At 64.4% G+C, this 25267-nt stretch carries 27 protein-coding genes; all 27 read left to right on the top strand.

Annotated features, from left to right (window positions below):
* The first annotated feature begins 33 nt into the window (after window positions 1-33).
* The gene (gene soxC / locus RUGAMON1_RS28480) at window positions 34-1368 is read left to right on the top strand and encodes a sulfite dehydrogenase (RefSeq protein ID WP_445233672.1); all 1335 of its coding nucleotides are present in this window, start codon (window positions 34-36) and stop codon (window positions 1366-1368) included.
* A complete protein-coding gene (locus RUGAMON1_RS28475) occupies window positions 1368-2453 on the top strand; it encodes a c-type cytochrome (RefSeq protein ID WP_445233671.1) in 1086 nt (361 codons plus the stop codon). Before soxC ends, RUGAMON1_RS28475 begins: the two co-directional genes overlap by 1 nt.
* A 31-nt stretch (window positions 2454-2484) precedes the next feature.
* Window positions 2485-2943: a thiosulfate oxidation carrier protein SoxY gene (soxY, locus tag RUGAMON1_RS28470; protein WP_445233670.1), complete on the top strand. Its 459-nt coding sequence runs from the start codon at window positions 2485-2487 to the stop codon at window positions 2941-2943.
* A 23-nt stretch (window positions 2944-2966) separates the two neighbouring features.
* The gene (gene soxZ / locus RUGAMON1_RS28465) at window positions 2967-3278 is read left to right on the top strand and encodes a thiosulfate oxidation carrier complex protein SoxZ (protein WP_445233669.1); all 312 of its coding nucleotides are present in this window, start codon (window positions 2967-2969) and stop codon (window positions 3276-3278) included.
* 10 nt (window positions 3279-3288) lie between these two features.
* Window positions 3289-4095: a sulfur oxidation c-type cytochrome SoxA gene (gene soxA, locus RUGAMON1_RS28460; RefSeq protein ID WP_445233668.1), complete on the top strand. Its 807-nt coding sequence runs from the start codon at window positions 3289-3291 to the stop codon at window positions 4093-4095.
* A 12-nt stretch (window positions 4096-4107) separates the two neighbouring features.
* The gene (gene soxX / locus RUGAMON1_RS28455; RefSeq protein WP_445233667.1) at window positions 4108-4728 is read left to right on the top strand and encodes a sulfur oxidation c-type cytochrome SoxX; all 621 of its coding nucleotides are present in this window, start codon (window positions 4108-4110) and stop codon (window positions 4726-4728) included.
* Between the two features lie 28 nt (window positions 4729-4756).
* Complete coding sequence (gene soxB / locus RUGAMON1_RS28450; protein WP_445233666.1) at window positions 4757-6475, top strand: thiosulfohydrolase SoxB; 1719 nt, start codon at window positions 4757-4759, stop codon at window positions 6473-6475.
* A gap of 15 nt (window positions 6476-6490) precedes the next feature.
* Window positions 6491-6928, top strand: a complete 438-nt coding sequence (locus RUGAMON1_RS28445; protein WP_445233665.1) for a thioredoxin domain-containing protein — start codon at window positions 6491-6493, stop codon at window positions 6926-6928.
* Window positions 6925-7911, top strand: coding sequence for an MBL fold metallo-hydrolase (locus RUGAMON1_RS28440; protein WP_445233664.1), 987 nt, complete (start codon window positions 6925-6927; stop codon window positions 7909-7911). The genes RUGAMON1_RS28445 and RUGAMON1_RS28440 overlap by 4 nt, the downstream gene beginning before the upstream one ends.
* Window positions 7908-8333 (top strand): DsrE family protein, encoded by a 426-nt coding sequence (locus tag RUGAMON1_RS28435; protein WP_445233663.1) that lies wholly within the window; start codon window positions 7908-7910, stop codon window positions 8331-8333. Before RUGAMON1_RS28440 ends, RUGAMON1_RS28435 begins: the two co-directional genes overlap by 4 nt.
* Before the next feature lie 498 nt (window positions 8334-8831).
* Complete coding sequence (locus RUGAMON1_RS28430) at window positions 8832-10529, top strand: hypothetical protein (protein ID WP_445233662.1); 1698 nt, start codon at window positions 8832-8834, stop codon at window positions 10527-10529.
* A complete protein-coding gene (locus RUGAMON1_RS28425) occupies window positions 10526-11038 on the top strand; it encodes a toxin-activating lysine-acyltransferase (RefSeq protein ID WP_445233661.1) in 513 nt (170 codons plus the stop codon). Before RUGAMON1_RS28430 ends, RUGAMON1_RS28425 begins: the two co-directional genes overlap by 4 nt.
* 80 nt (window positions 11039-11118) lie before the next feature.
* The gene (locus RUGAMON1_RS28420; protein ID WP_445233660.1) at window positions 11119-11295 is read left to right on the top strand and encodes a hypothetical protein; all 177 of its coding nucleotides are present in this window, start codon (window positions 11119-11121) and stop codon (window positions 11293-11295) included.
* Between the two features lie 31 nt (window positions 11296-11326).
* Window positions 11327-11536 (top strand): hypothetical protein, encoded by a 210-nt coding sequence (locus RUGAMON1_RS28415; protein WP_445233659.1) that lies wholly within the window; start codon window positions 11327-11329, stop codon window positions 11534-11536.
* Window positions 11537-11647: 111 nt separating this feature from the next.
* Window positions 11648-12568, top strand: coding sequence for an ABC transporter ATP-binding protein (locus RUGAMON1_RS28410; RefSeq protein WP_445233658.1), 921 nt, complete (start codon window positions 11648-11650; stop codon window positions 12566-12568).
* Window positions 12558-13670 (top strand): ABC transporter permease, encoded by a 1113-nt coding sequence (locus RUGAMON1_RS28405; protein WP_445233657.1) that lies wholly within the window; start codon window positions 12558-12560, stop codon window positions 13668-13670. The genes RUGAMON1_RS28410 and RUGAMON1_RS28405 overlap by 11 nt, the downstream gene beginning before the upstream one ends.
* A 4-nt stretch (window positions 13671-13674) precedes the next feature.
* Window positions 13675-14523, top strand: coding sequence for a hypothetical protein (locus tag RUGAMON1_RS28400; protein ID WP_445233656.1), 849 nt, complete (start codon window positions 13675-13677; stop codon window positions 14521-14523).
* The gene (locus RUGAMON1_RS28395; protein WP_445233655.1) at window positions 14520-15827 is read left to right on the top strand and encodes a SagD/YcaO family ATP-dependent cyclodehydratase; all 1308 of its coding nucleotides are present in this window, start codon (window positions 14520-14522) and stop codon (window positions 15825-15827) included. The genes RUGAMON1_RS28400 and RUGAMON1_RS28395 overlap by 4 nt, the downstream gene beginning before the upstream one ends.
* A 4-nt stretch (window positions 15828-15831) precedes the next feature.
* Window positions 15832-16449, top strand: a complete 618-nt coding sequence (locus RUGAMON1_RS28390; protein WP_445233654.1) for a hypothetical protein — start codon at window positions 15832-15834, stop codon at window positions 16447-16449.
* Window positions 16446-18590, top strand: a complete 2145-nt coding sequence (locus tag RUGAMON1_RS28385) for a hypothetical protein (RefSeq protein ID WP_445233653.1) — start codon at window positions 16446-16448, stop codon at window positions 18588-18590. Before RUGAMON1_RS28390 ends, RUGAMON1_RS28385 begins: the two co-directional genes overlap by 4 nt.
* On the top strand, window positions 18587-19225 hold the full coding sequence (locus tag RUGAMON1_RS28380) for a hypothetical protein (RefSeq protein ID WP_445233652.1): 639 nt from the start codon (window positions 18587-18589) through the stop codon (window positions 19223-19225). Before RUGAMON1_RS28385 ends, RUGAMON1_RS28380 begins: the two co-directional genes overlap by 4 nt.
* Window positions 19222-20352, top strand: coding sequence for an efflux RND transporter periplasmic adaptor subunit (locus RUGAMON1_RS28375; RefSeq protein ID WP_445233651.1), 1131 nt, complete (start codon window positions 19222-19224; stop codon window positions 20350-20352). The genes RUGAMON1_RS28380 and RUGAMON1_RS28375 overlap by 4 nt, the downstream gene beginning before the upstream one ends.
* A gap of 18 nt (window positions 20353-20370) precedes the next feature.
* A complete protein-coding gene (locus RUGAMON1_RS28370; RefSeq protein ID WP_445233650.1) occupies window positions 20371-21090 on the top strand; it encodes an ABC transporter ATP-binding protein in 720 nt (239 codons plus the stop codon).
* An 18-nt stretch (window positions 21091-21108) separates the two neighbouring features.
* Window positions 21109-22236: an ABC transporter permease family protein gene (locus tag RUGAMON1_RS28365; RefSeq protein WP_445233649.1), complete on the top strand. Its 1128-nt coding sequence runs from the start codon at window positions 21109-21111 to the stop codon at window positions 22234-22236.
* A complete protein-coding gene (locus tag RUGAMON1_RS28360) occupies window positions 22233-23396 on the top strand; it encodes an FtsX-like permease family protein (RefSeq protein ID WP_445233648.1) in 1164 nt (387 codons plus the stop codon). The genes RUGAMON1_RS28365 and RUGAMON1_RS28360 overlap by 4 nt, the downstream gene beginning before the upstream one ends.
* A 12-nt stretch (window positions 23397-23408) precedes the next feature.
* Entirely contained in the window at window positions 23409-23675 is a 267-nt protein-coding gene (locus tag RUGAMON1_RS28355; protein WP_445233647.1) for a hypothetical protein, read from the top strand.
* Between the two features lie 511 nt (window positions 23676-24186).
* Window positions 24187-25188: a porin gene (locus RUGAMON1_RS28350; protein ID WP_445233646.1), complete on the top strand. Its 1002-nt coding sequence runs from the start codon at window positions 24187-24189 to the stop codon at window positions 25186-25188.
* Window positions 25189-25267: the final 79 nt, after the last annotated feature.

Below are 25267 nucleotides of genomic sequence, written 5' to 3'. Positions count from 1 at the left end.
GCTTATCCCCACAAAAACACAAGGAGACCGGCCGTGACGGATGTGCTACGCACTATCGGCAGGCTGTTGCAAGCCCCCGAGCATCATCTCGGTGAGGCCCAGCATGCACAGGCGCGTACCGCGCGCCGCAGCTTCATGGGCAAGGCCCTGGCCATGGGCGCCGGCGTCGCTGCGGGCGGCGTTGCCGCCGCACAGAGCGCGGCCGGCGACGACGCCATCCTGACCTTGCCGGCGCACAGCAAGACGCTGGGCCAGCCGGTCGCCGCCCTGCCCTATGGCCAGCCGTCCAAGTGGGAAGGCAATGTGCTGCGCCGCGAAAGCCCGGGCCTGACCCGCGTGCGCCAGGCGTCCGTCAGCTTCACGCCGCTGCAAGGACTGTTCGGCATCATCACGCCCAGCGGCTTGCACTTTGAACGTCACCACCAGGGCTGGCACGACGTCGACCCCGGCCAGCACCGTTTGATGATCAACGGCCTGGTGCGCGAGCCGCGCGTGTTCACCATGGACGACCTGATGCGCCTGCCGTCCGTGTCGCGCATCCACTTCATCGAATGCGGCGCCAATACCGGCGCCGAGTGGGGCAACGTCGCGCTGCCGACGGTGCAATATACGCACGGCATGCTGGCCTGCTCGGAGTACACGGGGGTGTTGCTGTCGACCCTGCTCGACCTGTGCGGCATCGACCGCAAGCGCGCCCGCTTTGTGCTGGCCGAAGGCGCCGACGGTTCCAGCATGACGCGCACCATCGCCATCGAACGGGCGCTGGACGATGTCATCGTGGCCTGGGGCCAGAACGGCGAAATGCTGCGGCCGGAGAACGGCTACCCGCTGCGCCTGGTGGTGCCGGGCGTGCAGGGCGTCAGCTGGGTCAAGTATCTGCGCCGCATCGAAGTGGGCGACCAGCCGTGGGACACCAAGGACGAAACCATCCACTACGTCGACCTGATGCCGGAGGGGCAGCATCGCCAGTACACCTCGATCCAGGAATGCAAGAGCGTGATCACCACGCCGTCCGGCGGCCAGACCTTGCTCGATCGCGGCTACTACAACATCAGCGGCCTGGCCTGGTCGGGGCGCGGGCGCATCAAGCGCGTCGATGTCAGCACGGACGGCGGCCGCAACTGGCGCACCGCCCGCATCGAAGGACCGGTGCAGAACAAGGCGCTGACGCGCTTTAATATCGACTGGGTGTGGGATGGCGGCAACGCCGTGCTGCAAAGTCGCGCCATCGACGACAGCGGTTATGTGCAGCCCAAGATCAACCAGCTGCGCGCCGTGCGCGGCACGCGCTCCATTTATCACAACAACGCCATCCAGTCCTGGCAGGTGTCGCCGAACGGCGAAGTCTCCAACGTGCAGGTGAGCTGATGAAAAAATCGATACTCGCCGCCGCACTGTTGAGCACTTGTCTGCTGGGCGCCAGCATCCTGACGCAGGCCGCCGATGCGCCGTGGCAGGCCATTGGCCGTGCCGCCACGCCGGCTGAAATCAAGGCCTGGGATATCGACGTGCGCGCCGACTTCCAGGGCCTGCCGAAAGGCCGCGGTTCCGTCGCCCAGGGCGAGCAGATCTGGGAAAACCGCTGCGCCGGCTGCCACGGCAGCTTTGGCGAATCGAACGAGGTGTTCACGCCCATCGTCGGCGGCACCACCGATGCCGATATCAAGAGCGGCCATGTGGCGGCGCTGTCCAACGGCAGCGTGCCGCAACGCACGACGCTGATGAAGGTGGCCCACCTGTCCACGCTGTGGGACTACATCAACCGCGCCATGCCGTGGGATGCGCCCAAGTCGCTGAGCGCGGATGAGGTGTATGCCGTCACCGCGCACATCCTGAACCTGGGCGGCATCGTGCCGTCCGATTTCGTGCTGAGCAACGACAACATCGCCGATGTGCAGCAGCGCCTGCCCAACCGCAATGGCCTGGTGCGTCAGCCCGGCCTGTGGGACATCAAGGGCAAACCCGATGTGCTCAATACCGCCTGCATGACGAATTGCCCGACCGAGGCCAAGCAGACGTCCAGCCTGCCCGACTTCGCCCGCAACGCGCATGGCAATCTGGCCGAGCAAAACCGTCCGCTGGGCGGCGTGCGCGGCACCGACACCACGCGGCCCGCGCGCGCCGTGCTGGCGCCGGTCGCCGCCGTGGTCGCCGCCGCCGTTGCGCCGACCGCGACCCCAGCCAAGGCCGCCGCCGGCGCGGACGTGCAACAACTGCTGAACAAGAACGGCTGCCTCGCCTGTCACGGCGTGACCAACAAAATTATCGGTCCCGCCTTGCGCGACGTGGCCGCCAAGTACCAGGGCCGCGCCGACCGCGCCGCCTATTTGCAGGCCAAGATACGCAGCGGCGGCGCCGGCGCCTGGAGCGCCATGCCCATGCCGCCGCAAAGCCAGTTAAAAGAAGCCGACATGCAAGCCATCGTTCAATGGCTGGCCAACGGCGCGCAATGAGCGGGCCAATCCGCAACCACCAGGAGACTGCATGAACCCGACCCGTCGTACCGTATTGAAAGCCAGCTCGGCCCTTGGCCTGCTGGTGGCCTGTGGCCTGGTGACCAGCCAGCAAGCGCTGGCCGCCGGCGGCCGCGAAGGCTTCAGCGCCAAGTCCCTGGCCGATGCGCTGGCCGCCGTCGGCGGCACGCCGGCCGACAGCAAGGACATCGTCATCACCTCGCCCGACATCGCTGAAAACGGCGCCGTGGTGCCAGTGAGCGTGGCGTCCAATATTCCCGGCACCAGCGAAATCTACTTCTTCGTCGAAAAGAACCCGAACCCGCTGGCCGCCAAGTTCCTCATCCCGGACGGCACCACCGCCGCCGTGCAGAGCCGCCTGAAACTGGGCCAGAGCACCAATGTGGTGGCGGTGGTGAAGACCGCCGACGGCAAGCTGTACTCGGCGAGCAAGGAAACCAAGGTCACGCTGGGCGGCTGCGGCGGCTAATCAGAATCAGAACAGGAGCAGACATGGCAGATCCAATGAAAATCCGTGCCAACGCCGCCAACGGCGTCACGGAAGTGAAAGTACTGATGGCCCACCCGATGGAAACCGGCGTGCGCAAGGACGCGGCCGGCGTCGTGGTGCCCGCGCACTACATCACCGACGTCACCGTCAAGCACGGCGAGCGCGTGGTGCTGCAATGCATGTGGGGCCAGTCGGTCTCGCAAAACCCTTACCTCGCCTTCAAGTTCAAGGGCGGCGCCAAGGGCGATACGGTCAGCGTCAGCTGGCAGGACAATCTGGGCGAAAGCCGCACCGATCAAGTCACCGTAGCCTGAGGACATCACCATGTCACTATCCCGTGTCACCTGGGCCAGCCTGTTGGGGCTGGTCGTTGCAGGCAGCGCCGTGGCGCAAAGCGCCAGCGATGAAATCGCCAAATACCGCGCCATGCTGGCCGACGGCAATCCCGCCGAGTTGGTGGAAGGCCAGGGCGAAGTACTGTGGACCACCAAGCGCGGCCCCAAGCAGGCCACACTGGAAGCCTGCGATCTGGGCAAAGGACCGGGCGTCATTGCCGGCGCCTATGCCGAGCTGCCGCGCTACTTCAAGGACACGGGCAAGGTGATGGACGCCGAAGCGCGGCTGGTGCATTGCATGGTGACGTTGCAGGGCATCGACCGTGCCGACATCGTGCGCAAGCCGTTTTCCGAGCAGGGCGAGCGCGCCACCGACATGGAAGCGCTGGCGGCCTACGTATCGGCCGCCTCGCGCGACATGAAGATCAATCTGCCGCAGCAGCACGCCGAGGAAAAAGCCGCGTATGCGCGCGGCAAGCAGGCGTTCTTCTACCGCGCCGGCCCGCATGATTTTTCCTGCGCCTCCTGCCACGGCAAGAACGACCAGCGCATCCGCCTGCAAGACCTGCCGAACCTGCAGCAGGCGGCGGCCGCGCGCGGCGCCTTCGCCAGCTGGCCGGCTTACCGCGTCAGCCAGGGCGCGGTGCGCACCATGCAGTGGCGCATGGCCGACTGCTTCCGCCAGCAGCGCTTCCCGCAACTGGAATACAACTCCCAGGCAGCCATCGACCTGATCACCTACCTCGGCGTCAACGCCAAGGGCGGCACGATGGCGGCGCCGGGCTTGAAACGCTGATACGGAGTGTCCATGCAAAGCAAATTCATCACCGCCGCCCTGTTGGGCGTGCTGGCCTCCAGCACCGCACTGGCCGCCGGGCCTGCGGCCAAGGATGCCGCCGACCTGGCCGCTTTCAAGGCTTCGTTCCGCGACAAGAATGAAGCCACCGTCGACCGCCTGGAACAGACCGAGGCGCAGCGCCTGTGCTCGCAGGATGCGCAGCGTCCGCTGAAGCCCGCACAGCGCAAGCAGATCGAGCAGCAGGCCACGGCCACCGTACGCTATCCGGCCGACGGCAACTATCTGGGCGACTGGAAGGAAGGCGAAAAGGTCGCGCAAAACGGCCGCGGCCTGCAATCGTCCGATCCGAAAGGAACGGCGGCCGGCGGCAATTGCTATGCCTGCCATAAGCTGGACCAGAAGGAAATCGCCTTCGGCAATATCGGCCCCAGCTTGCAGCAGTATGGCAAGCTGCGCGGCGGCCCGACGCCGGAGATGCTGAAGTACACCTGGGCCAAGATCTACAACTCGCATGCCTTCCAGGCGTGTTCGGTGATGCCGCGCTTCGGCGCCGCCGGCATCCTGACGGAAAAGCAGATGCAGGACGTGATGGCGCTGCTGCTGGCACCTGAATCGCCGGTCAACCAGTAAGCCATCCGAACCTTAGCCGGGCTACCCCATGCAACGACGCGAATTCATGCAAATGCTGGCCATCGCCAGCGCCGGCGGCCTGGCATTGGCCGGCAAGGATGCGCTGGCCGCCGCGCCAGGCGCCGCCGAGCAGCTGTATGCGGTGCCGAAGTTCGGCAACGTCAGCCTGCTGCACATCACCGATTGCCACGCCCAGCTGCGGCCGCTGTATTTCCGCGAACCCAGCGTCAACCTCGGCATCGGCGAGGCGGCCGGCAAGGCGCCGCACCTGGTGGGCGACGCCTTGCTCAAGCAGTTCAAGATCGCGCCGAAGACGGCGCGCGCGCACGCCTTCACCTACCTCGATTTTGCCGCCGCCGCCAAGGTGTACGGCAAGGTCGGCGGCTTCGCCCATTTGTCCACGCTGGTCCAGCAGCTGCGCGCCGGCCGGCCGCACGCCGTGCTATGCGACGGCGGCGACACCTGGCAAGGCTCGGCCACGGCGCTGTGGACCAACGGCCAGGACATGGTCGATGCCGCCAAGCTGCTTGGTGTGGAGATCATGGCGCCGCACTGGGAGTTCACGCTGGGCGCGCAACGCGTACAGGAAATCGTGCAGAAGGATTTCCAGGGCAAGGTGGATTTCGTCGCGCAGAACGTGGTGACGGCCGATTTCGGCGATGCCGTGTTCGCCCCCTACAGCTGGCGCGAAATGAACGGCGTGCCGGTGGCCGTGATCGGCCAGGCTTTCCCGTACACGCCGATCGCCAACCCCCGCTACCTGGTGCCGGACTGGAGCTTCGGTATCCAGGAAGAGCGCTTGCAGGCGCTGGTCAAGGAAGTGCGCGCCAAGGGCGCCAAGGTGGTGGTGCTGCTGTCGCACAACGGCATGGACGTGGACCTGAAGCTGGCCAGCCGCGTGACCGGCATCGACGCCATCCTCGGCGGCCACACCCACGATGGCGTGCCGACGCCGGTGGTGGTGTCCAACCAGGGCGGGCAGACGCTGGTGACCAATGCCGGCTCGAACGGCAAGTTCCTCGGCGTGCTGGATTTCGACGTGCGCGACGGCCGCATCCAGGGCTACCAGTACCGCCTGCTGCCGGTGTTCTCCAACCTGCTGCCGGCCGACCGCGCCATGCTGGCGCATATCGACGCGGTGCGCGCGCCGTTCCGCGCCAGGCTGGATGAAACGCTGGCCGTCACCGAAGGCTTGCTGTACCGGCGCGGCAATTTCAACGGCAGCTGGGACCAGTTGATCGTCGACGGCCTGCTGGCGGTCAAGGGCGCCGACCTGGCGTTCTCGCCCGGCTTCCGCTGGGGCACGTCGCTGCTGCCGGGCGCCCCCATCACGCGCGGCGACCTGATGGACCAGCTGGCGATTACCTATCCGGCCACCACGCTGACCGAGATGACGGGCGCCACCATCAAGACCATCATGGAAGACGTGTGCGACAACCTGTTCCATCCGGATCCCTACTACCAGCAGGGCGGCGACATGGTGCGCGTGGGCGGCATGAGCTACACCTGCACGCCGGCCGCGGCCACGGGCCGGCGCATCAGCGACATGCGGCTGAACGGCAAGCTGCTCGATGCGGACAAGACCTACAAGGTGGCCGGCTGGGCGCCGGTGGCCGAGGGCGCCAGCGGCGCGCCGATCTGGGATGTGATGGAAACCTATCTGCGCGCCCACCCGGTGGTGCGCGCGCGCCGTCCCGACCAGCCGACGCTGGTGGGCACGGCCGGCAATCCCGGCATGACTGCCTGAGCCGCCCGAGCCACCATGCCTGACGCCCTGCCCTTGCCTTTGTTGCCGCCGCTGCGCGATCTGCGGGCGGAACTGGCCGCGCTGGCGGCGCCACGGGCGGTGCTGGTGCTGCTGGTGTCGCGCCGTGACTGTCCGTATTGCCTGGAAGTGCGACGCAACTACCTGGCGCCGCTGCTGCGTGAAGGCGATCCGCGCCTGGTGCTGCGCGAACTGGAAAGCGATACGGTGGACCAGTTGATCGACGCGGGCGGACAGCTGCTGCCCATCGCTGAAGTGCTGCGCCAGCTGCACGTGAATTTCTTTCCCACGGTATTATTTCTCGGCAGCGGAAGCCGCACGCTGGCCCCGGCCTTGCCCGGCCTGGACCAGGCCGGCTTTTACGGCGCCTATCTGGAAGACCGCCTGCAACAGGCGCAAGCCGCCGCCCTCGCCTCGCCCAAGGAAACCATATGAACCTCGTCCGCCGACTGCTGTTGCTGGCCGCGTTGCTGCCGGCGCTGTCGGCCCAGGCACAGGCACAGGCCGTTCAGGACATCGTCCTCAAGCCGATCCAGGTCAGCCCCCATGTCTACTACTTCCAGGGAGAAGCCGGCATGGCCAGCCAGGCCAACCAGGGCTTCATGTCGAATGCCGGCTTTGTTGTCACACCGGCCGGCGTGGTGGTGTACGACGCGCTGGCCACGCCGGCGCTGGGCGCCGCCATGCTGCGCGCGATCCGCCTGGTGACGTCGGCGCCGCTGAAGATGGTGATCGTCGGGCATTACCACGCCGACCATTTCTACGGCCTGCAAGCCCTGCGCCAGCCCGGCGTGGTGATCGCCGCCCATCGCAACGGCCGCGACTACCTTCGCTCGGACCTGGCGCGCGAACGGCTGGCGCAGCGTCGTGCAGAACTGGCGCCGTGGGTGGATGGACGCACGGAACTGGTGTCGGCCGACCGCTGGCTGGACTTTGCCGACGGCCAGCCGTGGCGCTTCGAACTGGGTGGCCTGCACTTCCGCGTGATCGACAGCAGCGGCGCCCACTCGCCGGAAGACTTGCTGATGCTGGTGGAAGAAGACCACGTGCTGTTCGCGGGCGACCTGTTCTTCAGCGGCCGCCTGCCATATGTGGGCGACGCGGACAGCAAGCGCTGGCTGCAGGCGCTGGACCGCATGCTCGACGCGCAGCCGGCCGTGGTGATCCCCGGCCACGGCGCGGCCTCGCGCGCGCCGCGCCAGGACATGCTGCTGACCCAGCGCTATCTGCGCTACCTGCGCGAACAGATGGGCAATGCCGTGCAGGAGCTGCTATCCTTTGATGAGGCCTATGCGCGCACCGACTGGTCCGCGTTCAAGGACTATCCTGCCTTCAGCCAGGCCAACCGGCTCAACGCCTATGGCACGTATCTGCTGATGGAAAAAGAAACTCTGCAAACTGGCAAGGACTCCAAATGAAACTGTTCCGTATTTTGATGCTGCCCCTGCTGCTGCTGTGCGCCCAGGCGTCGCAGGCCGAGGCGCCGCGCGTGGAAAAAGTGGTGTATCACTTCAGCGAGAGCGGCAATGCCATGGGCGGCTTGCGCAATATCCGCAACCACCTGGACGCCAGTCCCAATGCGCAGATTGTCGTCGTGGCGCTGGGCGGGGGCATCGATTTCCTGCTCGACGGTGAGAAGGACAAGAACGGCAATCCGTATGAAGTGGTGGTGCAGGAGTTGGCGGCCCGCCATGTGCAATTCCGAATCTGCAACAACACGCTGAAAGCGCGCAACATCAGCAAGGACAAGGTGCTGCCGGAAGCGACCATCGTCCCATCCGGCGTGGCGGAAATCAGCCGTTTGCAAGCACTGGAAGGCTACGCCTACATCAAACCGTAGGAAAATCCCGGCATCATCGATTTCTTTGATGCCTCATTGCGTCCCCCGCCCCCGCTCCCCGCTCCCGCCCCCATATTTGGCGCCGCTCCTCGCGCCACTCCGCACCGAAGCGAACCGCCACCACTAATACCAGTTAAATCGGACGATTAAATTGGTATTGGTTCAGCTCGAGAATTCGATGCCAAATTATAATGTTTCTTTATAAACAATTAATATTCAACTTTTCATATAAACCGCCGAAAATTGGCCCAATTTCATAGTGAAAATCCAGTTATAACAAGCAATCTCGGGAGACAAAAAACCACTGAATCAGGCCAGGATTGTATTTATTGCATTGCATAACTGGTACGTAAAGTTATCTTTTTATAAAAAACCACTTGACGACCAATCTCGCACATTGCATCCTAAATTTAGGCCATACGCACTCATTTGGTGCGATACAGGGCTAAAACAAAACATAAAACGTGGCGGTAAACCATACCGACCAAGGAGACAGGGATGCTTGCGGAACCAAAGAATATGCTGTTGGGGCAGGAGAGCGCGTCGCCGTTGCGGCCGTCTTTGGAAGCCCTGCTGCCTGCGGCATCGTTTGAGCCGTTTGCCACGCGAAAACTGCACAGGGCAACGCTGCTTTGGTCGAATCAAGCCAGCCCGGTTTCGTTTGACCCGGACGATTTCAGCTACTGCCTGCCATTGCCGGAAGAGCCGGACGACGCCTACGACGCGACGGCGCCCGCCCAAATTTTCCTGGCCGAGCGGTATGGCGGCAACGGCATCAGCAGCAACGGCGGCGGCGTGCGCTGCGGCTTGCGCGGGCAAATTCAAGTCAAGGGAATCGGACGCAATCCGCTGGCCGGTACCGATGCCGATTACTGGCACAGCCACGGTGCGGCATCGCTGGAGGAAGGCATACGCGAGGCGGTGTGGGGCGAGGTTTGCCATATTGCGCTGCCATTCGGCGGCGTACGCACGCTGGGCTTGATCGCGACGGGAACCAGCGCCCCGTATGCGGCGCCGAACGGGCCGCGCCAGGCGCGTCGCTGCCTGATCTTGCGTGAAGCCGCGTTGCGGCCGGCGCACTACATGCGGGCCATCTTCCAAAAAACCGCCGCCGGCCAGCCATTTGACGGCATGGCCGACGCGCGCCGCGCGGCGCTGGCAATCGAGATGATCGGCGCGGGTCTTGAAAGCGCCTACGGCGGCAGCTTGCGCAGCGCGGACGACTTGAACCGCTATTTGTGCGCGATGACCTCGCGTTTCGCGCGGCAGCTTGCCTGCGCCTACGCCAAGCGGATATTCCACGGCGGATTGTCCGGCTCAAACATTTGCGTCGACGGCCGCTGGATCGACTACGGCACCCCGACCACGGTCTCGGATTACGGCCGGGTGATTGTGGCGAAGAACATGCCCGACTTGTGGCGTCAGCACACCGCCCTGTATGACACGCTGGAAAACTTCCACTGCTATCTGCTGAAATACCTGCCCGCCCAGCTAACGACGGGCATCCTGGCAGCGACAGCCTGGGTCGCCCATTTCCATGCCGAACTGACGGCCCGTTTCCCCATCGAGTTTGGCAAACTCGCCGGCATTCCTGAAGCCGATCTGGAAGCGATCGATGCTGCGGTGGTGCAGCGTTTCTTTGCCATTTGCCAGCGCACCATCGCCAGCGGCAACCGCGAGCCGTTCAAACTATCGCCGACCCATGTCTCCGCAATGCCGGCCAAGATGGGCGATTTCCATCTGAATACGCTGTTGCAGACCGCCGCGCGCGCCGACACGGCAAGCGCCATGGACGAGCTATTGCAGCCCGGTCTGCCGGCCGACGACCTGCGCGCTGAGCTGGTGAGCAGCTACATGGCGCTGCGCGCGGCCTGGCTGCAACAACAGGGCGCAGGAGCCGACGCCGCAGCATATTTGAAACTCAACGCCTGGCGCTGCAACGTCCCGTTTGACGACTTGTATCGCCCGGTGTTTGATCAAAGCATCGCGCGATTGATTGCCGAAGACGGCGAGATCGCCCCCTTTGTCGAGCGCTACGTGCGCAAGGCACAGTGCATCATCGCCGAACCCACGGCGGGCGCATTCCGGATCGACGCGCTGCTGCCGGCGCAAAGCGGGAAGGTGTGGGTCCGGCTCGAGGGCGCCGACGCTTTGCTGCGGCAATTGCATGCGCAGATACCTGGAGCTGCGCTATGAACACCATGAGCTACCTGCAAGTGTACGACAGCGGCAGCGACGAGTTCCTCCGGCAATACGAGATCCTGGGCCGGGTGACGAGTTTGATGAGCAAGAGCGCCAGCCATGCGCAGCTGCCCCTGTCGTATCTGGCCAGGGTCTGGCTGCCAGCCATCCGGCACAACAATGTGAAGTGCTATTTCAACGATGACGGTGAAATAGTCGCGATGCTGGCCTGGGCCTTCCTGAGCGAAGCGACCATCCAGCGCCTGTGCGACAGCGGACGCATGGATCTGCACCTGAGCGAATGGAACGAAGGGGACCAACTGTGGATCGTCGATTTCCTGGCCCCGCACGGCAACCTGCGCTACGTGCTGAGGAATATGCGCGACCAGCTTTTCCCCGGCCAGAAGCGGATTTCGTATTGCCGATACAAGCGCGATCATATTTTGCTGAAGAGCGTAACCAGGTCCGACCAGAGCGCCTTCTTCCGCTCAGCGCTGCCTGAAGTCGCCCAACCGGATAGGTAGGTGGCCGAACCTATTTTTAAATTGGCCGATTTTTAAAAGGTGATGCAATGAAAGTCATACGTTTAGATCGCAATGCAAGCATGTTTGACGTGGCCCTGGTCGACGCCCAGGTGTCCGGCGGCATCGCGGCAACGGCTTCGCTGGAGGCAGCGTTCAATTGCTTCGGCAGTGTCGGCTCTATGGGCACGCTGGGTTCGGCCTGCGGCACGGCGGGAACCTTCGGCAGCGCAGGCAGCTTCGGCTGCGGTTCCATCTAATCCAATTCATCGACAATTCAGGAGACATCAAATGAAAGTTATTCGTATCGACAGCGACGCAAGCAAATTCGACGTGGCCTTGTTCGGCACCAGCCAACCCGTGGCCGGCGTCGCCTCCGCAGCACTGGAAGCGGCTTTCAATTGCATCGGCACGGCCGGCACTTTCGGCTCCGCTGGCTCTGCTTGCGGAACTTTTGGTACGGCTGGTTCGATCGGTTCCTTTGGCTGCTCAAGCATCTAAAGAAGGCGCATGTCGGCTGTAGCAAACAGAGCGCCATGATGCAGTGATTGGCGCACAGAAGATGTCAACAGGATGCTTCCTGTTGGTGTCTTCCGGCGAGGAATGGGGACGATGGAAAAACTCTGTGAACTGACTGATGTCAGCATGTTCTACGGCCAGACCCTGGCGCTCAACCGCGTTGGCATCCATGTCAGGCGCGGCGAAATAGTCGGCTTGCTGGGCGCGAACGGCGCCGGCAAGACGACGCTGATGGAATTGCTGGAAGGCTTGCTGCTGCCGTCGAGCGGCAGCGTGGCGGTGCTGGGCAAGCCTCCCGCCCAACTGACGCCGCAGGAGCGCGGCGACATCGGCCTGATGTTCCAGCGCTATGCGTTGCCGGGCTATAGCCAGGTGGCGGAATTCGTCGATTTGTATGCCTCGCTCTACCCGCACGAGAACGGCGCGGACTTGATCGCGCGCCTGGGCCTGGGACAGTTTCTGAAAAAGCGCATCGGCAGCCTGTCCGCCGGCCAGCAGCAGCGCCTGGCTTTCTTTTGCGCGGTCTATGGCCGGCAAGGTCTGCTGATACTGGACGAACCGACCTCGGCGCTCGATGTGCGCTCGCGGCGCGCGATGCGGGAATTGCTGGTGGAACGCTGCCGGACGCATCGGCTCGGCGTGCTGCTCTCCACGCACGAGCTCGAAGATGCGGCCGCGCTGTGCGATCGGATCTACATCCTGGACCACGGCGAAATCAAGCTGGACGCGACCTCGGAACAACTGCGCCAAATGAACCGCGGCAGCTTGCGCTTCGAGTTCAGCGCGCCGGAATCCGTGACCAAGACATTGCAGGCCGCGCTGAACGGCGGCGCCAGCGTGCCGCTGAGCCTGGCGCAGGGGCGCTGGAAAGTCGAGTGCGACCACGACGCGGCGGCGCAGTTCCTGGACCATTTGCTGCGCGCTGAAACGGAGCACGGCTTTGTATCAGGCGTGCAGGTGTCGAGCGGAAAACTGGAAGACATTTACCTGGATACGATTTCTCATGAACACTAGTTCGATCACAGCAGCCGCCACCCCGGCGTCCGGCGCCACCGGGCGCCGCGTATTCGGGGTGTTCGCGCGGATCGCATTCGCCTCCTATTTTCGCAATTGGGTGTCGGTGCTGATGGCCAGCGGGGTGCCGCTGATCTTTTTCGTCATCTACCTGATTCCGATTTCGATGAGCGGCGGCGCCGAGCCGTCGATGGTGGTGCTGACGGCACCCGGCCTGCCGGCAGCCGAACTGGCCCGCTTGCAAAAACTGAAGATCCCCGGACTGGAGTTGAAAGCCGCCACCGGCACGTCCAGCCCGGACGAGCTATTGGCCAGCCAGCAGGCGCGCATGGTGCTGGCGGGCGGCACCGCCGGCCACGGCCTGGTGTTGCACATCGCGCCGGGCGACCACGTCGTGGCGCTGCTGCTGGCGCGCGCCCTCCGCGCGTCGTCCACGGCGGAGGACGGCGCCGGCGATATTTCCATCCTGACCAGCAGCCTTGGCGATGCCGAGACCCAGCTCGGGGTGGCCAAGGTCAGCGCCGGCATCCTGGTGATGGCCTTGCTGAACCTGGGGCTGTTCTCGGCTGGCGTCAAATTGCTGCAGGACCGGTCGAGCGGAGCGTTGCGCCTCTACCGCAATTTCCCGGTTCCGTTCTATGTCTACATCGGCGCGGAGCTGGCGACCCGGCTGCTGTTCGTGGTGTTGCAGACGGCCTTCATGCTGGGGCTGGCGTTCGCCTTTTATCACTTTCAAATGGGATTCCAACAGACCCTGCTCACGCTGCTGGTGGCGACGCTGTGCGGCATTCCCTTGATCTTGCTGGGCTATGCGCTGGGCGCCGTGCTGCCTAACCTGTCCAAGGGGGTGCATGCGTTCACCATCACCAATCTGGTCACCTGTTTTCTCGGCGACCTTTTCATGCCGGCGTCCTCGGTCGACTTCTTGCGTCCCATCGTCTTTTTCATGCCGACCACGCATGTGAGCAACCTGTTACGCATCGTCATGGCCGATGCCCATGCCACCTTCGCCGTGTGGCAATCGATTGTCTTTTTGGCCGTTTTTTCGGTACTGGCCCTGTGGTTCACTGTCAAAAATTTCAAATATACAGCGGGGGAATGAATATATGTTGGGACTAGACGTTGCGGATACTGAGCACACTTCGGACGTGCGATTGCTGGTGGATTTTGGCGCCCGTCCAGGGTTAGCGCTGCCTTTCGCCCGCGCCTTGCTGGACTTCCTGGAGCGCCAGCCCGGCGGCGCCAGCTTGCACTGCTATGCCTTGAGCACCTTATCCAATCGCAGCACGCTCGATAGCGTGCTGCGCCTGCCGCAGCGCGACGCCGACGCCTTTCGCCGCGCCGCCTATGTTTGGGCGGAACGCCAGCTCGACCATTTCGAGCAGAGCCTGTTGTGGGATCAGGCCGGCCTGGTCTTCGACGGCGGCGCGCGGCTGTTCGTCGGCTTCCCGTATGTGACATGCACGCAGGTCACATGGGCGGACTGGCTCGCCAACCTGCGCCCCAGCAGCGTCCTCAGTCCCGGGCTGCTGTGCCGCCTGACCGCCCTGGCGGCGCAATGGTTGCGGGTGGATCGCAAACGCCTGAAAGACAGCCTGCCGTTGATCCTGGCGGAAGTGCTGCAGCCATTGTGGCGGGATGACGGTCCGCCCGATCCCGCGCAATTGATGCTGCATTGCACAGACCCGGAAACGCGCCACGCCTTGCTGAGCCTGTGCGCCAGCCTGCAGCGCGAGGCCAACGAGCAGCGCCTGGTCCTGGACGGACAGGGGAAAACCTGGGCCGGCACGCTGCGCCTCGAACTCGCCAAGGAGAATCAGAATATGCACGACATGTTGCTCGTCTGCCGGGAATTTTTGAGCCTGCTGGCATTCAGCCAGGTGGAAACCGATTATCTGCTGCTGTTAGCCAATTCCCTGCCGCGCGAACGCGTACTCGACGAGGTCAGCGCATGAGCCCGATGACACTGTGCGGCACGCACATGAGCTTGTTGAAGAAGGTGGAGATGCTGCCACCCGGTAGCTTTATCGACAGCGCCTATCACATCTATTCCTGCGTCAGCGGCAGCACGGTCGCCTTGCATGATGGCGCCTCGTCGCCGTTCCTGAACCCGCTGTGGGGCGTTCCCATGTCGGGCGCGGGCACCGATATCGATGCCGAACTGGCACAGCTGAAGGCCGTCTGCGAAACCCTGGAACGCTATGCGTCCTGCGTGTTGCGGGAAGGCGAATACCGGATCGCCAGCGCCGAGGAATTGGGGGAGGATGCGTTCGACTGGCGCAGCCTGCCGCTGCTGTCCGAGGCCGAACTGGCCTTGCCGCAGCAGATCTACACCAATTTCGACCCCACGGCGCCGATCCGCTGGATCGCGGCCTGGAATCTGTGCACCGGCCGCGAGCAGGCCGTGCCGCTGGCCCTGACCCATCTGCAACCGCGCGGCTGGACCGCCGAGCGCTTCACGTACACCATTTCGACCGGGCTGGCCGCGCATACGGACTGGCGGCGCTGCATCATCTCCGCCATTTGCGAAGTGATCGAACGCGACGCGATCGCGCTGAACTGGCTGTTACGCCATCCTTTGCGGCGGATCCGGTTTACGGAGGAAGAGATCGCAAGCTTCGCGCCGGCCGTGCAACCGCTGCTGCGACAGGAGGAATTCGCCTTCTACGATGCGCGCAGCGATTTCGGCCTGCCTATCGTCTATCTGCACAGACGGCGTCCGAACCATCCGTATGCCGCCAATCTGGTCACATGCGCCGCCAACTTCGACTATCACGCCGCCGTAGCGAATGCGCTGCGCGAGATGGTGTCCATGAGCGCCGGCCTGGATACCGGCCGCATCAAGCCGCGCGAGACTGCGGCAGAGTGCGCCAGCATCGAAGAGGGCGCGGTCTTCATGGCGCTGCCCGAACGCGCCGCCGCGTTCGATTTTCTCGGCGCCTCCGGTGCGACGGTCGGCTTGAGCGAACTGCTGGCAAGCCAGCCGGACGCCGGCAACGACGCCGAACGTTTGCAATGGCTGCTGACGCAGGCCAGGGCAAACGGGCACGACATTCTCATCAGCGAATTGACGCCGGACGATCTGCACGATGCGGGCGTACGGGTGTTTCGCGCGCTGATCCCCGGCCTGATGCCGATGACGACCGATATGCGCTGCCGCTTCCTGGCGTCCCATCGCTTGCGGCAGATGCACCAGCACTGGCGGATCGAGGCGCCGCTGGACGAGGCCATTACTCCCTTTCCGCAATCTTTTGCTTGAGAATATGAACAATATCCAACTCGTTTCTACCGGACAGTTCGGACTGTCCCTCGCGGCATTGCTTCAGCCTTGGGCGGAGCGCGCGGACGCCGGCGCCGGTCTGCATGTGTATTGCGCCTCGGCGCTCAATCTGCAAAGTTTCCAGGAGTATGGGCGCCAGTTGGCCGGCGACCAGCGCTTGCTGGGGGTGTTTCTGTTTGAGCGCTTTTTGTTCATCACCCCTGTGCTCAGCAATGGCGACGGTCCCTGCGCGGCCTGCTACGTCGCCCGCCTTTTGAGCCATCCTCCCCAGCCGTTGAACGATTTCGTGGTGCGGGCGGCAGTGCGGATCTGCGACGAGAACCTCAAGTTCGCCTACCACAACTGGAACCGCAGCACGCTGCAACTGGCGGCCGAACTGGTGCAACAGCAAATCGCCGCGGGCCGGGCAAACCAGGCGCTGGCGCTCGATATCGGCGGCCTGAATATCCTGGCCGACCGCGTGCTGCCATTGCATGCCTGCGCTTGCCGTCAGGCCGGCATTCCGGCGGCGCGCATCGGCGCCCGGCGCTTTGTGGCCTTCGTACCCGAACTGCAGGCCTGCCTGGCCGGCGCCACCACGAAACAAGGAGCGGCAGCATGAAATTGACCGGTGATGTGGAGATCGACAGCGTCCTGCCTGAACGGCCCAGCCTGCTGGAAGAAGTGATGCTGGTGCCGTGCGGCGTGGAGCGGGTGATTCTGCTGGGCGGCCTGAACGCGCCGATGTTGCCGACCTTCGATCGGGGCCTGGACATCGTCCGGTTTTTGCAGCAATTGAATGGCAGCCAGACCATGTCCGAGCTCTTGTTGCAGTCGGGCGAAGAAACCGAGGCCACGCGCGACTTGCTGATACAGCTGGCGCGCCATGGCCTGCTGGAGGAAGGCGGCGCAGCGCCGCAGCCGGAGGATGAAGACCGCTTCGCCGTGTCGCTGGCGCCGCTGATGGATCAAACCAGGGTGTTCCGCTCGCGCGCCGCCGTCGCCGACGCGGCCCGCCTCGAGTTTTCCCTGCTGGGCAGCAACGCCGCATTGCTGGAGCGGTTTGCCGCGCGTGCGCGCCAGGCGGGGTTGCGGCCGCAACTGGGCAGCGACCAGCCCGATCCCGCTCAGCTGGTCATCTGCCTGCAAGACCAGGACCAGCTCTGTCCGCGCACCGCAGCCTTGATGGCGGCGGGACATTCCATCCTGCTGGTCTCGTTCCGCCAGAGCGCGCTCCACATCGGTCCGATGATCCTGGGACAGGGCAGCGCGAATGCGTATTGCTATCTGGACGCGACCCGTGGCTTGGCGTTCGGCGTGAATGACGGCGCCGAGAACCTGCAGTTCGCCGTTCTGGTGCATACACTGACGCTGGTGCTCAGCCGCTGCGCCGCGCTGCGCCTGGTCAACGTCAGCAAAGCCTGGGACTGGCATGGCGGCGAGCCGCGGGTGAGCGAGCGCCCGATCGTGCGGCGCTTTCACCTGGACGGCCGGCCGCTGGCGCAGCACGCTGCCCTGTCCAGCGACGGCTGGGCGCGCCTGGAGCGCCTGGCCGGCATCGCGACGCCGCCCAAGCGGTTTATCGGCAGCAAGATGCACGAGGTGCACTACGATCCACGCCACATCGCGGCCGCAGAAGAAATTCCGCGCCCGGCCCATTTCGACAGCGATCTCGTCTTGCCGGTGACAGCGCAGCGCCTGTTGAACGTGGCGCAACAACTGGCGCGGCGCGTATTCGGCTATGCGCTTTCGGGGCCGGCATTGAAGCGCACCACGCCCACCGGGGGCAATCTCGGTTCGCCGGAGGGCATCGCGGTGTTGCGCTGCCCCACCCTCGGGCTGGAAATCCTGTATCGCTATGTGCCCGTGGTGGACCAGTTCGAAGTGGTCTTTACCCGTCCGCTGCCACTCGGCGACACGCAGGCCGAGCCACGGGTGTGGCTGGCCTGCCTGATGAACCTGGGCAAAGCGCAAAGCAAGTACAGCACGTTCGGCTTGAATCTGGTCCACCTCGACGCCGGCGTTGCGCGCGCGTTCTGCGAGGCTACCGCCACCGCGCTGGGTATCGACCTGCGCTTCGAAGATCCGGGCCATCGACTGCCCAGTGTGATTGCGGCCTTGGCCGACCGCGCCCATCGCTACGGGGCCGGCTGGTGCGCGGAGCTGAGCGCGCCGGGATGGCTGAGTGCACTGGCCAGGCCCAAGGCGGCGCTGAAGCTCGATCAGCGCCTTGCCGCCAGCCACGCGCTGCGCGACTACGACGGCCTGGGCATTTCCGTCGCACGGATCGAGCGCCTGCTGCGCGGCGCCGAGCTGTCCATGCTGACGCCGATAGAGCACAAGCTGGCCGAACAGCTGGTCGTGCTGCTGCTGGTGCGCGAGGGCCAGGGACAGGGCAGCTACAGCTTCAATCTGAAGACCGGCCTGGCCCGCCTCGACGCGGCGCAACCGGGCCAGCTCCTGCCGCATCAGCTGGACGATCTCACGGTGCAGAAAAACCTCAACGCGGCGCCGGCCGCGATCTTCATGCTGGCGCCGTTGCACGACCTGGTCGGTGAATTCGGTCCGAGCGGACACGACATGGCCTTGGCTTGCGTGGGCCGCTGGGTGGGACATTTCTGGCTCGGCCTGAAGGCGGTCCGGCACGGCGGCTGCCCGGCCGGCATCATGGTCGAGAGCGATCTGCTGCGTGCCTTGCCGCGCGAGTACGCCCAGCTCTCCGGCCTGTTCTCCTTTTCGTTTGGCAAAGTGCCGGCGCGATGAACGGCGAATTGATCGTCTGGCCGCGCCAGCGCCGTGGCGCGGGGCAGCTGCTGGCCTTGTGGCTGTTGTATGGCGTCAATGGCGGTTTGCTGTTCGCCGCAGCGCGCGTATGCTCGGCACCGGGCTGGTCGGGCGGCAGCGCCGCGGCGTGCAGCGTGGGCTGGCTGTTGTTGAGCATGAGCGCGATGGTCGCGGGACACGAGGGAGCACATTGGCTGGCGGGCAGGATCTGTTCTTTGCACAGCGCGCATCTGCAATTTTGGCAAGGCGGCTGGCCCCGGCCGCGCTATGTCGTCGCACCGCAAGCGGGCTTGCAGTGCGACGGCACGCGCCGCGCGGTGTATCTGGCGGGCCCCTGGTGTGACCAGCTGTTTTGTCTGGCGCAGTTGCTGCTGTTGATGGCGGCGGCGCCGGTGTCCGTCATCTTGTGGCCTGCGGCGTTCTTCGCCTGTTTCAGCAGTTTCTTCAACTTGCTGGCCTTGGATGATAGCGACCTCGGCCAGGCGCTGCCGGCCTGCGGCGGCCATGCCTCCGTGCTGCGGTATTGGAATTACTCCCTGCTGCCCGGCGCGCTGGCCCTGGTGGCGGCGATGCTGGTGGCGGCCTACCGCTTTCTGATGTGGGTACAGAGTTGAAGCCGCCGATCCACGCCCAGGCCGCGCCGGGCGCCGATGCCCGCCCCGACAGCGACAGCGCCAGAAAGAAATTGCAGGCCATGATCGCCAGGGTCGAGGAACACGCGACGGTGCCGCCGGAGGCGCGTCCGGCTAGCGCGGCCCGCGCGTCTTCCCTGCCATGGCGCGCCGCGCTGGTGCTGGTGCTAGTGCTGTCATGCCTGGCCTTTGCCGCCTGGTATTCCCGGCCACGGGCCACAGGGGCGGCGCCGGTGCAAGCCGCGCGGCCCAGCCAGGCGGTGGCGGCCAGCGGCGCACCCGAACCGGCCGGCGAAATGCATATCAGCGGGCATTTCATTGCACGCCGCTTGTCGCGTCTGACGAGCAACGTGGTGGCGCGGGTCGCGCGGATTGCGGTGCATGAAGGACAGCACGTTCGGGCGGGCGAGCAATTACTGCTGCTGGACGTGGCGGGCGGCGACGCCGAACGGGCGGCGGCGCAAGCCAAGCTGGATGGACAGGTTTTGCAGATCAACACGGAGAGACTCGCCATGCAACAGGCCTCCAGCGAATTCAGGCAGCAGGAAGACCTGCGCCAGCAAGGTTTCGTCTCCACGCAAAGCCTGGCGCGGACACGGCTGGCGATGGAGCAGGCGAAGTTGCGTCTGGAAATCGCCCAGGCACAACAACGGGAACTGCACAACTATCTGCTCGGCATCGATCAACGCCAGCGGCAGCTGAGTTTGCGCGCACCGTTCGCCGGCAAGGTGATCGCCATCGCCGCCACCGAAGGCGAGGTCGTCTCGCCGGGGAATTACGACGAGCGCTTTGTACAGTCCGGTCTGCTGACACTGGTGGACCCGCATTCGCTGCGGGTCGAACTGGCGGTGCAGGAGAGCCTGTACGCCAAGGTGCAGCAGGCCGGTTGCGCCCTGGTCAGCGCCGTTGCCCAGCCGGACAAAATCAAACTGCGCCCCTTTGTGATCGACGAGGTCGCGCAAACGGCCGACCGCCAGCGCGGCACGCTCACCGTTTATCTGGCCAGCAAGCGTGAAACCAGCGAATGGCCGATCTTGAACGGCGAGGCCAGCGTGCTGTTTGTGGGCCCGAACGATGCGCGTTGCGAGCCGGACGCCAAGCAACACTGAACAGAACAGGAAGAATCCATGGACGAAGAATTTGTGGTCAGCGCGCGGGGCCTGCATTATGGCTACGTCTCGCCGGCCGGACGGCAACAGGTGTTGCAAGGCAGCGACTGCGCTGTGCGCCGGCACGAACTGCTGGCTATCAGCGGACCTTCCGGCAGCGGAAAGTCGACGCTGTTGCGGCTGCTGTCCGGCATCCAGGCGCCGGACAAGGGCGAGATACGCTTGCTGGGCCAGGATCTGGCGGGGCTCGACGAACATGCCCGCGCCGGCCTGCGGGCGCAGCATTTGGGTTTCATCTTTCAGCGTTTCAATTTGCTGCCTTTCCTGACCGCGCAGGAAAACGTCGAACTGGGCCTGAAGCTGAAGCCCTTGAGCCGGCAACTGCGCCGCGAGCAAGCCTGTGCCGCCTTGGACTACGTGGGGCTGGGGCACAAGCTCACATCGCTGCCCAGCCAATTATCCGGCGGCGAGCAACAGCGGGTGGCGGTGGCCAGGGCGGTGGCGGCCGCCCCGGCATTGCTGCTGTGCGACGAGCCGACCGGCAGCCTGAACGAAGAGGCGGCCAACGATATCTTTGAACTGTTGCAGCAACTGGCGCATGATCATGGCCGCGCGGTGGTGCTCATCACACACAACGACAAGCTGGCGGCACAGGCCGATCGCAGATTGTTTTTGCAAGGAGGGAAATTGCTGTCGGCAACGCCTCCGTCCGCCGTGCGCGGGGTGTGCCATGTCTGACGCGCAACGAGGCTGGCGATGCTGGGATTGATGCGGCAACATCTGCGCCAGTTGATGGCCTGCTGGTTGTTGGTGCTGGCGGCCTCGTTGTTGGCCGTGATGTTAATGGCCAACAGCTACTGGACGGGCCTCAACACGCCCCAGCCCGACCTGCTCATCGTGAGCAATGCCCTGTCGCCACAGCAGTTTCTGCCGTTCTCCTACCTGGAGCGGGTGGACAAGCTCGCCGGCGTGGAGGCCAGTTCCGAACTCAGCTCGGCGCTCGCCTGGCTGCCCGTTCTCAGCCACACCAGCGCGATTTTGCTGGTCGACAAGGACGGCTTTCCGGGCGTCGTGCCGCAGCTCGGGGTCGAACCGAACGTCCTGGCCGCCTGGCGGAAACGGCGCGACGGCGTCTTGGTGAGCGCCGCCCTGTGGCGCCGCCTGTCCATGGATGCGGACAGCAATCTGCAGGTGCTGGTACTGAACGGCGGACAAAAACAGGCATTGAGCCTGAGCTTGCAGGGCAGCTTTCAACGCACGCCGGCGCTCGATTGCGAATACTGTATTTTGGTGGGGCGCGAGCTGATCGAACAGGCGTTGCCGGCGTATCGCGGCATTGTCAGCGCGATTCTGGTGCGCAGCGCCGGCGGCGCGACGGCCAGCGCCGAGCTGGCCAAGCGCATCGACGCCAGTTTTGCGCATGACACCTACGCGACCCGCAGCGGCCCGTTTTCGGCGGCGCAGGGTGCGCATCTGCATTCCGTGATGAATTTGCGCACGCTGGCGATCGCGGTGGTGGCCTGCGTCCTGCTGACGGTGTTGGCGATCCCGGCCTTGATTTTCTACCTGAACGGCGTGGTGCACCGGCCTGGCTTTGCGCTGCTGCTGTGTCTGGGCTTTACCCGGGCGCATCTGTATCGCCGCATCCTGCTCAGCGTGTCGCTGATGGTGGGTTCCGCCTGCGCGAGCGCGTTTGCGTTGGCCTACCTGCTCGATGGCAGCACCCTGACGACGGACGTGACGTGGCTGCGCTTCGAGTCGCCCGCGCTCGGCCTGGCCGGCGCGGTGGGCGTGGCGCTACTCACGGCCGCCTGCAGCTATTGCGCTATCTATATGGCTTTGCACAACACGGCCCCGGCGGCGTTGAACGAGGAGACGATGTGATCGGCGCGACCCTGCATCTGCTGGCGATCTTCCTGCGGGCCCATCGGCAGAAGCCTTTGCGGTTCTTTATTTTCCTGTTTGCCTTGGCGGCGCCGACCATCTTGTTGTCGGGCGGCTTGGCATTCTTCAGCGCGTTCCAGCAACGCATCGAGCAAATCCCGGCCGATCGTTATCTGGTGATGGAGAGCGCCGCGGCGGTGGAAACGCATAGTTTTTTCCCGGCGCAAATCGGCTCCATGGCGGCCGCATTGATGAGCAGCGAAGCAGGACTGGACGACAGCGGCATCAGCGCCGCCATCGCGCTCGACGTCAACGTGGAGAACCCGGCCCGCAGCGCCTTGACCGCCGCCACGCTGCGCGGCATCAGCCTGACCGGAAATCGCGAATATATCTTGCGCCAGGGTCGTTGGCCGCGCGAGGGAAGCCGCGAGGTATTGCTGACTCAGCCTCTGTTCGACTGGCTGGCCGAGCATGGCGGCACAACCGGCGGCGTCGTGCTGGCCGGACGGCGCTGGGATGTGGTGGGCGTCACCACGTCGCCATTTGGCGGTGGCGACTGGGATATCGTCACCTCCTTGCAGACGGCGCAAACCGACTTCGATATGGCTGGCGTCATCAGTTCGCTGAGCTTGCGCCTGCCCAACGGCGGCGAGGCGCGGACGCTGACGGCGTTGCGCACCGCGCTGGGCCGCGTGCACGAGAAGTCGCTCGAACTGGTGCAATACCGGCGCCAGGTCGAGCAAGTCACGGCCAACGTCAAGCAAGGCGTGCTGTGGTTATGGCGGTGCGTGCTTTGCCTGGTGGTGTTTTGCGCCGGCCTGGCGCAAGCGATGCTGGCCGGAGTGATCGCGTTCGAACGCGGCTCGGCCTACGCAACGCTGCACGCCATCGGTTTCAGCCATCGCCAGATAGAGGCTGCGGCCGTCCTGGAGGGCGCGCTGCTGGGCGCTGCGGGGGCGGCGCTGGCGATGTTCGCAAGCGGCCTGGCGATGCGCCAGCAAAGCTTGAAGATCGCGCTGCCAGGCGCCGATCTCGACATGTCCATGCAAAGCGATTGGCAGAGCTGTGCGCTGGTGCTGATGCTTGCAGCCGCCTTGGGTGGCGCGGCTTTTTACTTTAGACGGCGCATGGCCGGCGCCGGCATGACAAGCTTGAATTGAGGGAGGGACGACATGCAAAGCAGCAAAAAGATCGCATTTTTCTGCGCCTGTGCGGGCGCGCTGATGGGCATATCCGGCGTGGGCGCCGGCTTGTATTTCGGCGTGATCCGTCCGATGCTGCTGCATGGGCGCGCCGTGCCCCCGGCAACGCTGTTGCTGGTGGCAGGGGTGCTGCTGCTGGGCGTGATAGGCGCAGTATGGACGCTATCCAAACTGCATGCCGCGCTCCTCGGCCCGGCCGCCGCTTCGGCACAAACAGGCGAGGCGGACTGGTCCTGACAGGCCGTGCCTGCTGTTTTCTCTTCCCTTCGATCGTGGCGGCGGTACCGAAATTTATACTCAGCTCAAGGTCCGGGTATGACAATTCATACTCGGGCATTGGCGCCCGGCCCCACCCATCTCAAAAAAAATTCATGTAATCAATGGCTTGGTTCAATAGTCCGGCTTGCCATTCCCATGGCACGGATAGTGCTATCTCTGTTGTGAAAAGTATATTCGCTGACGGCCATCCGCTTCGAGTCGCTTTTTACTATAAATAAAACGGAGACAAAAAATGAACAAAGTAATTCCCCCCCGAACGCGCAAGCCAGCTTCTTGACGTAAGCGCCGGCGCCGCCCGTCTGGCGGCGCCGCTTGCGCGTCACTCCATCGCTAATTCACGGCTGACCGAGCCCGGACCTTGCTCCCGCAGGTCCGGCGGGTATCGCTGCACCCTCGATTTTCCGGGTGCGGCATTCCAGCGTGCCCGGTCGCGTGGTCGTACCTATCGCACAACCTTATTGGATCGTTTATGAAAGCATTATTAGTAGCTGGTCTCTTGCTCGCCGCCGGCGCCGCCTCGGCGCAATCCGGCATCACCGTCTACGGCATACTGGACGCGGGCATCGCCCGCGAAACAGGGGGCGCCGATGGCTCGGTCACCAAGCTGGCCACTGGCGTGCAGTCCGGCAGCCGGCTGGGCTTCAAGGGGCAGGAGGACCTGGGCAATGGCATGAACGCCCACTTCGTGCTGGAGAACGGGCTCGATCTCGACACCGGCAAGGCACGCCAGAACGGCGCCTTGTTCGGCCGCCATGCCTATGTCGGCCTGACTACCAGCGCCGGTACCGTCAACCTGGGCCGTCAATGCAACCCGATCTTCATCGCGCTGGACGGCATCGACCCGTTTGAAACCGGCTTTACCGGTTCCGCCACCAACCTGATGAGCATCGGCACGGCACGTACCAACAACACCATCAGCTATGCAACGCCCAAGCTGAATGGACTGTCGGCCACCGTGATGTATGGTTTTGGCGAACAGGCCGGCGATAGCAGCTTGGGCCGCACCATCGCTTTTTCCGTCGACTACGCGGCTGGCCCGTTGGTGGGAACCTTCGCATATGACAGCCTGAAGGTCACTTCGTTCAATACGATGAAAGAGGTCCTGCTGGGCGCCAGCTACAACTTCGGCCCCGCGACCATGCATGCCGCGTTTGAAACCGAAAAGAACGACGTCGGCGGCGATTTCCGCGACTTCCTGCTGGGTGCCTCCGTGCCGCTCGGACAGGGCAAGCTGCTGGCCTCGTATGTGAAAAAGCAGGACCGTTCCGCGACCCAGCGGGGCGGAAGACAGTTTGCGGTGGGCTATACCTACACGCTGTCCAAACGCACCAACCTCTACAGTTCATTCGGCACCATCCACAACGAACTGGCCGCCACCAATGTGGTGGGCGATGCCTCCAGCGGCGGCAGCACGCCGGCTGCCGGAGATGGATCGCGAGCACTGGCGGTCGGCATCCGACATAAGTTCTGACATCCCGGCGAATAAAACCCACAAAGCACCACCGGGGTTTGGTCCCTTTCGGGACCAGACCCTATTCCATCCCCCTTAT

The sequence above is a fragment of the Duganella rhizosphaerae genome (assembly GCF_040364205.1).
GTDB classification, from domain to species: Bacteria; Pseudomonadota; Gammaproteobacteria; order Burkholderiales; family Burkholderiaceae_D; genus Rugamonas; species Rugamonas rhizosphaerae.
The sequence above is the reverse complement of the archived record's forward strand: the minus strand, read 5'-3'. Positions and strand labels throughout refer to the sequence as shown.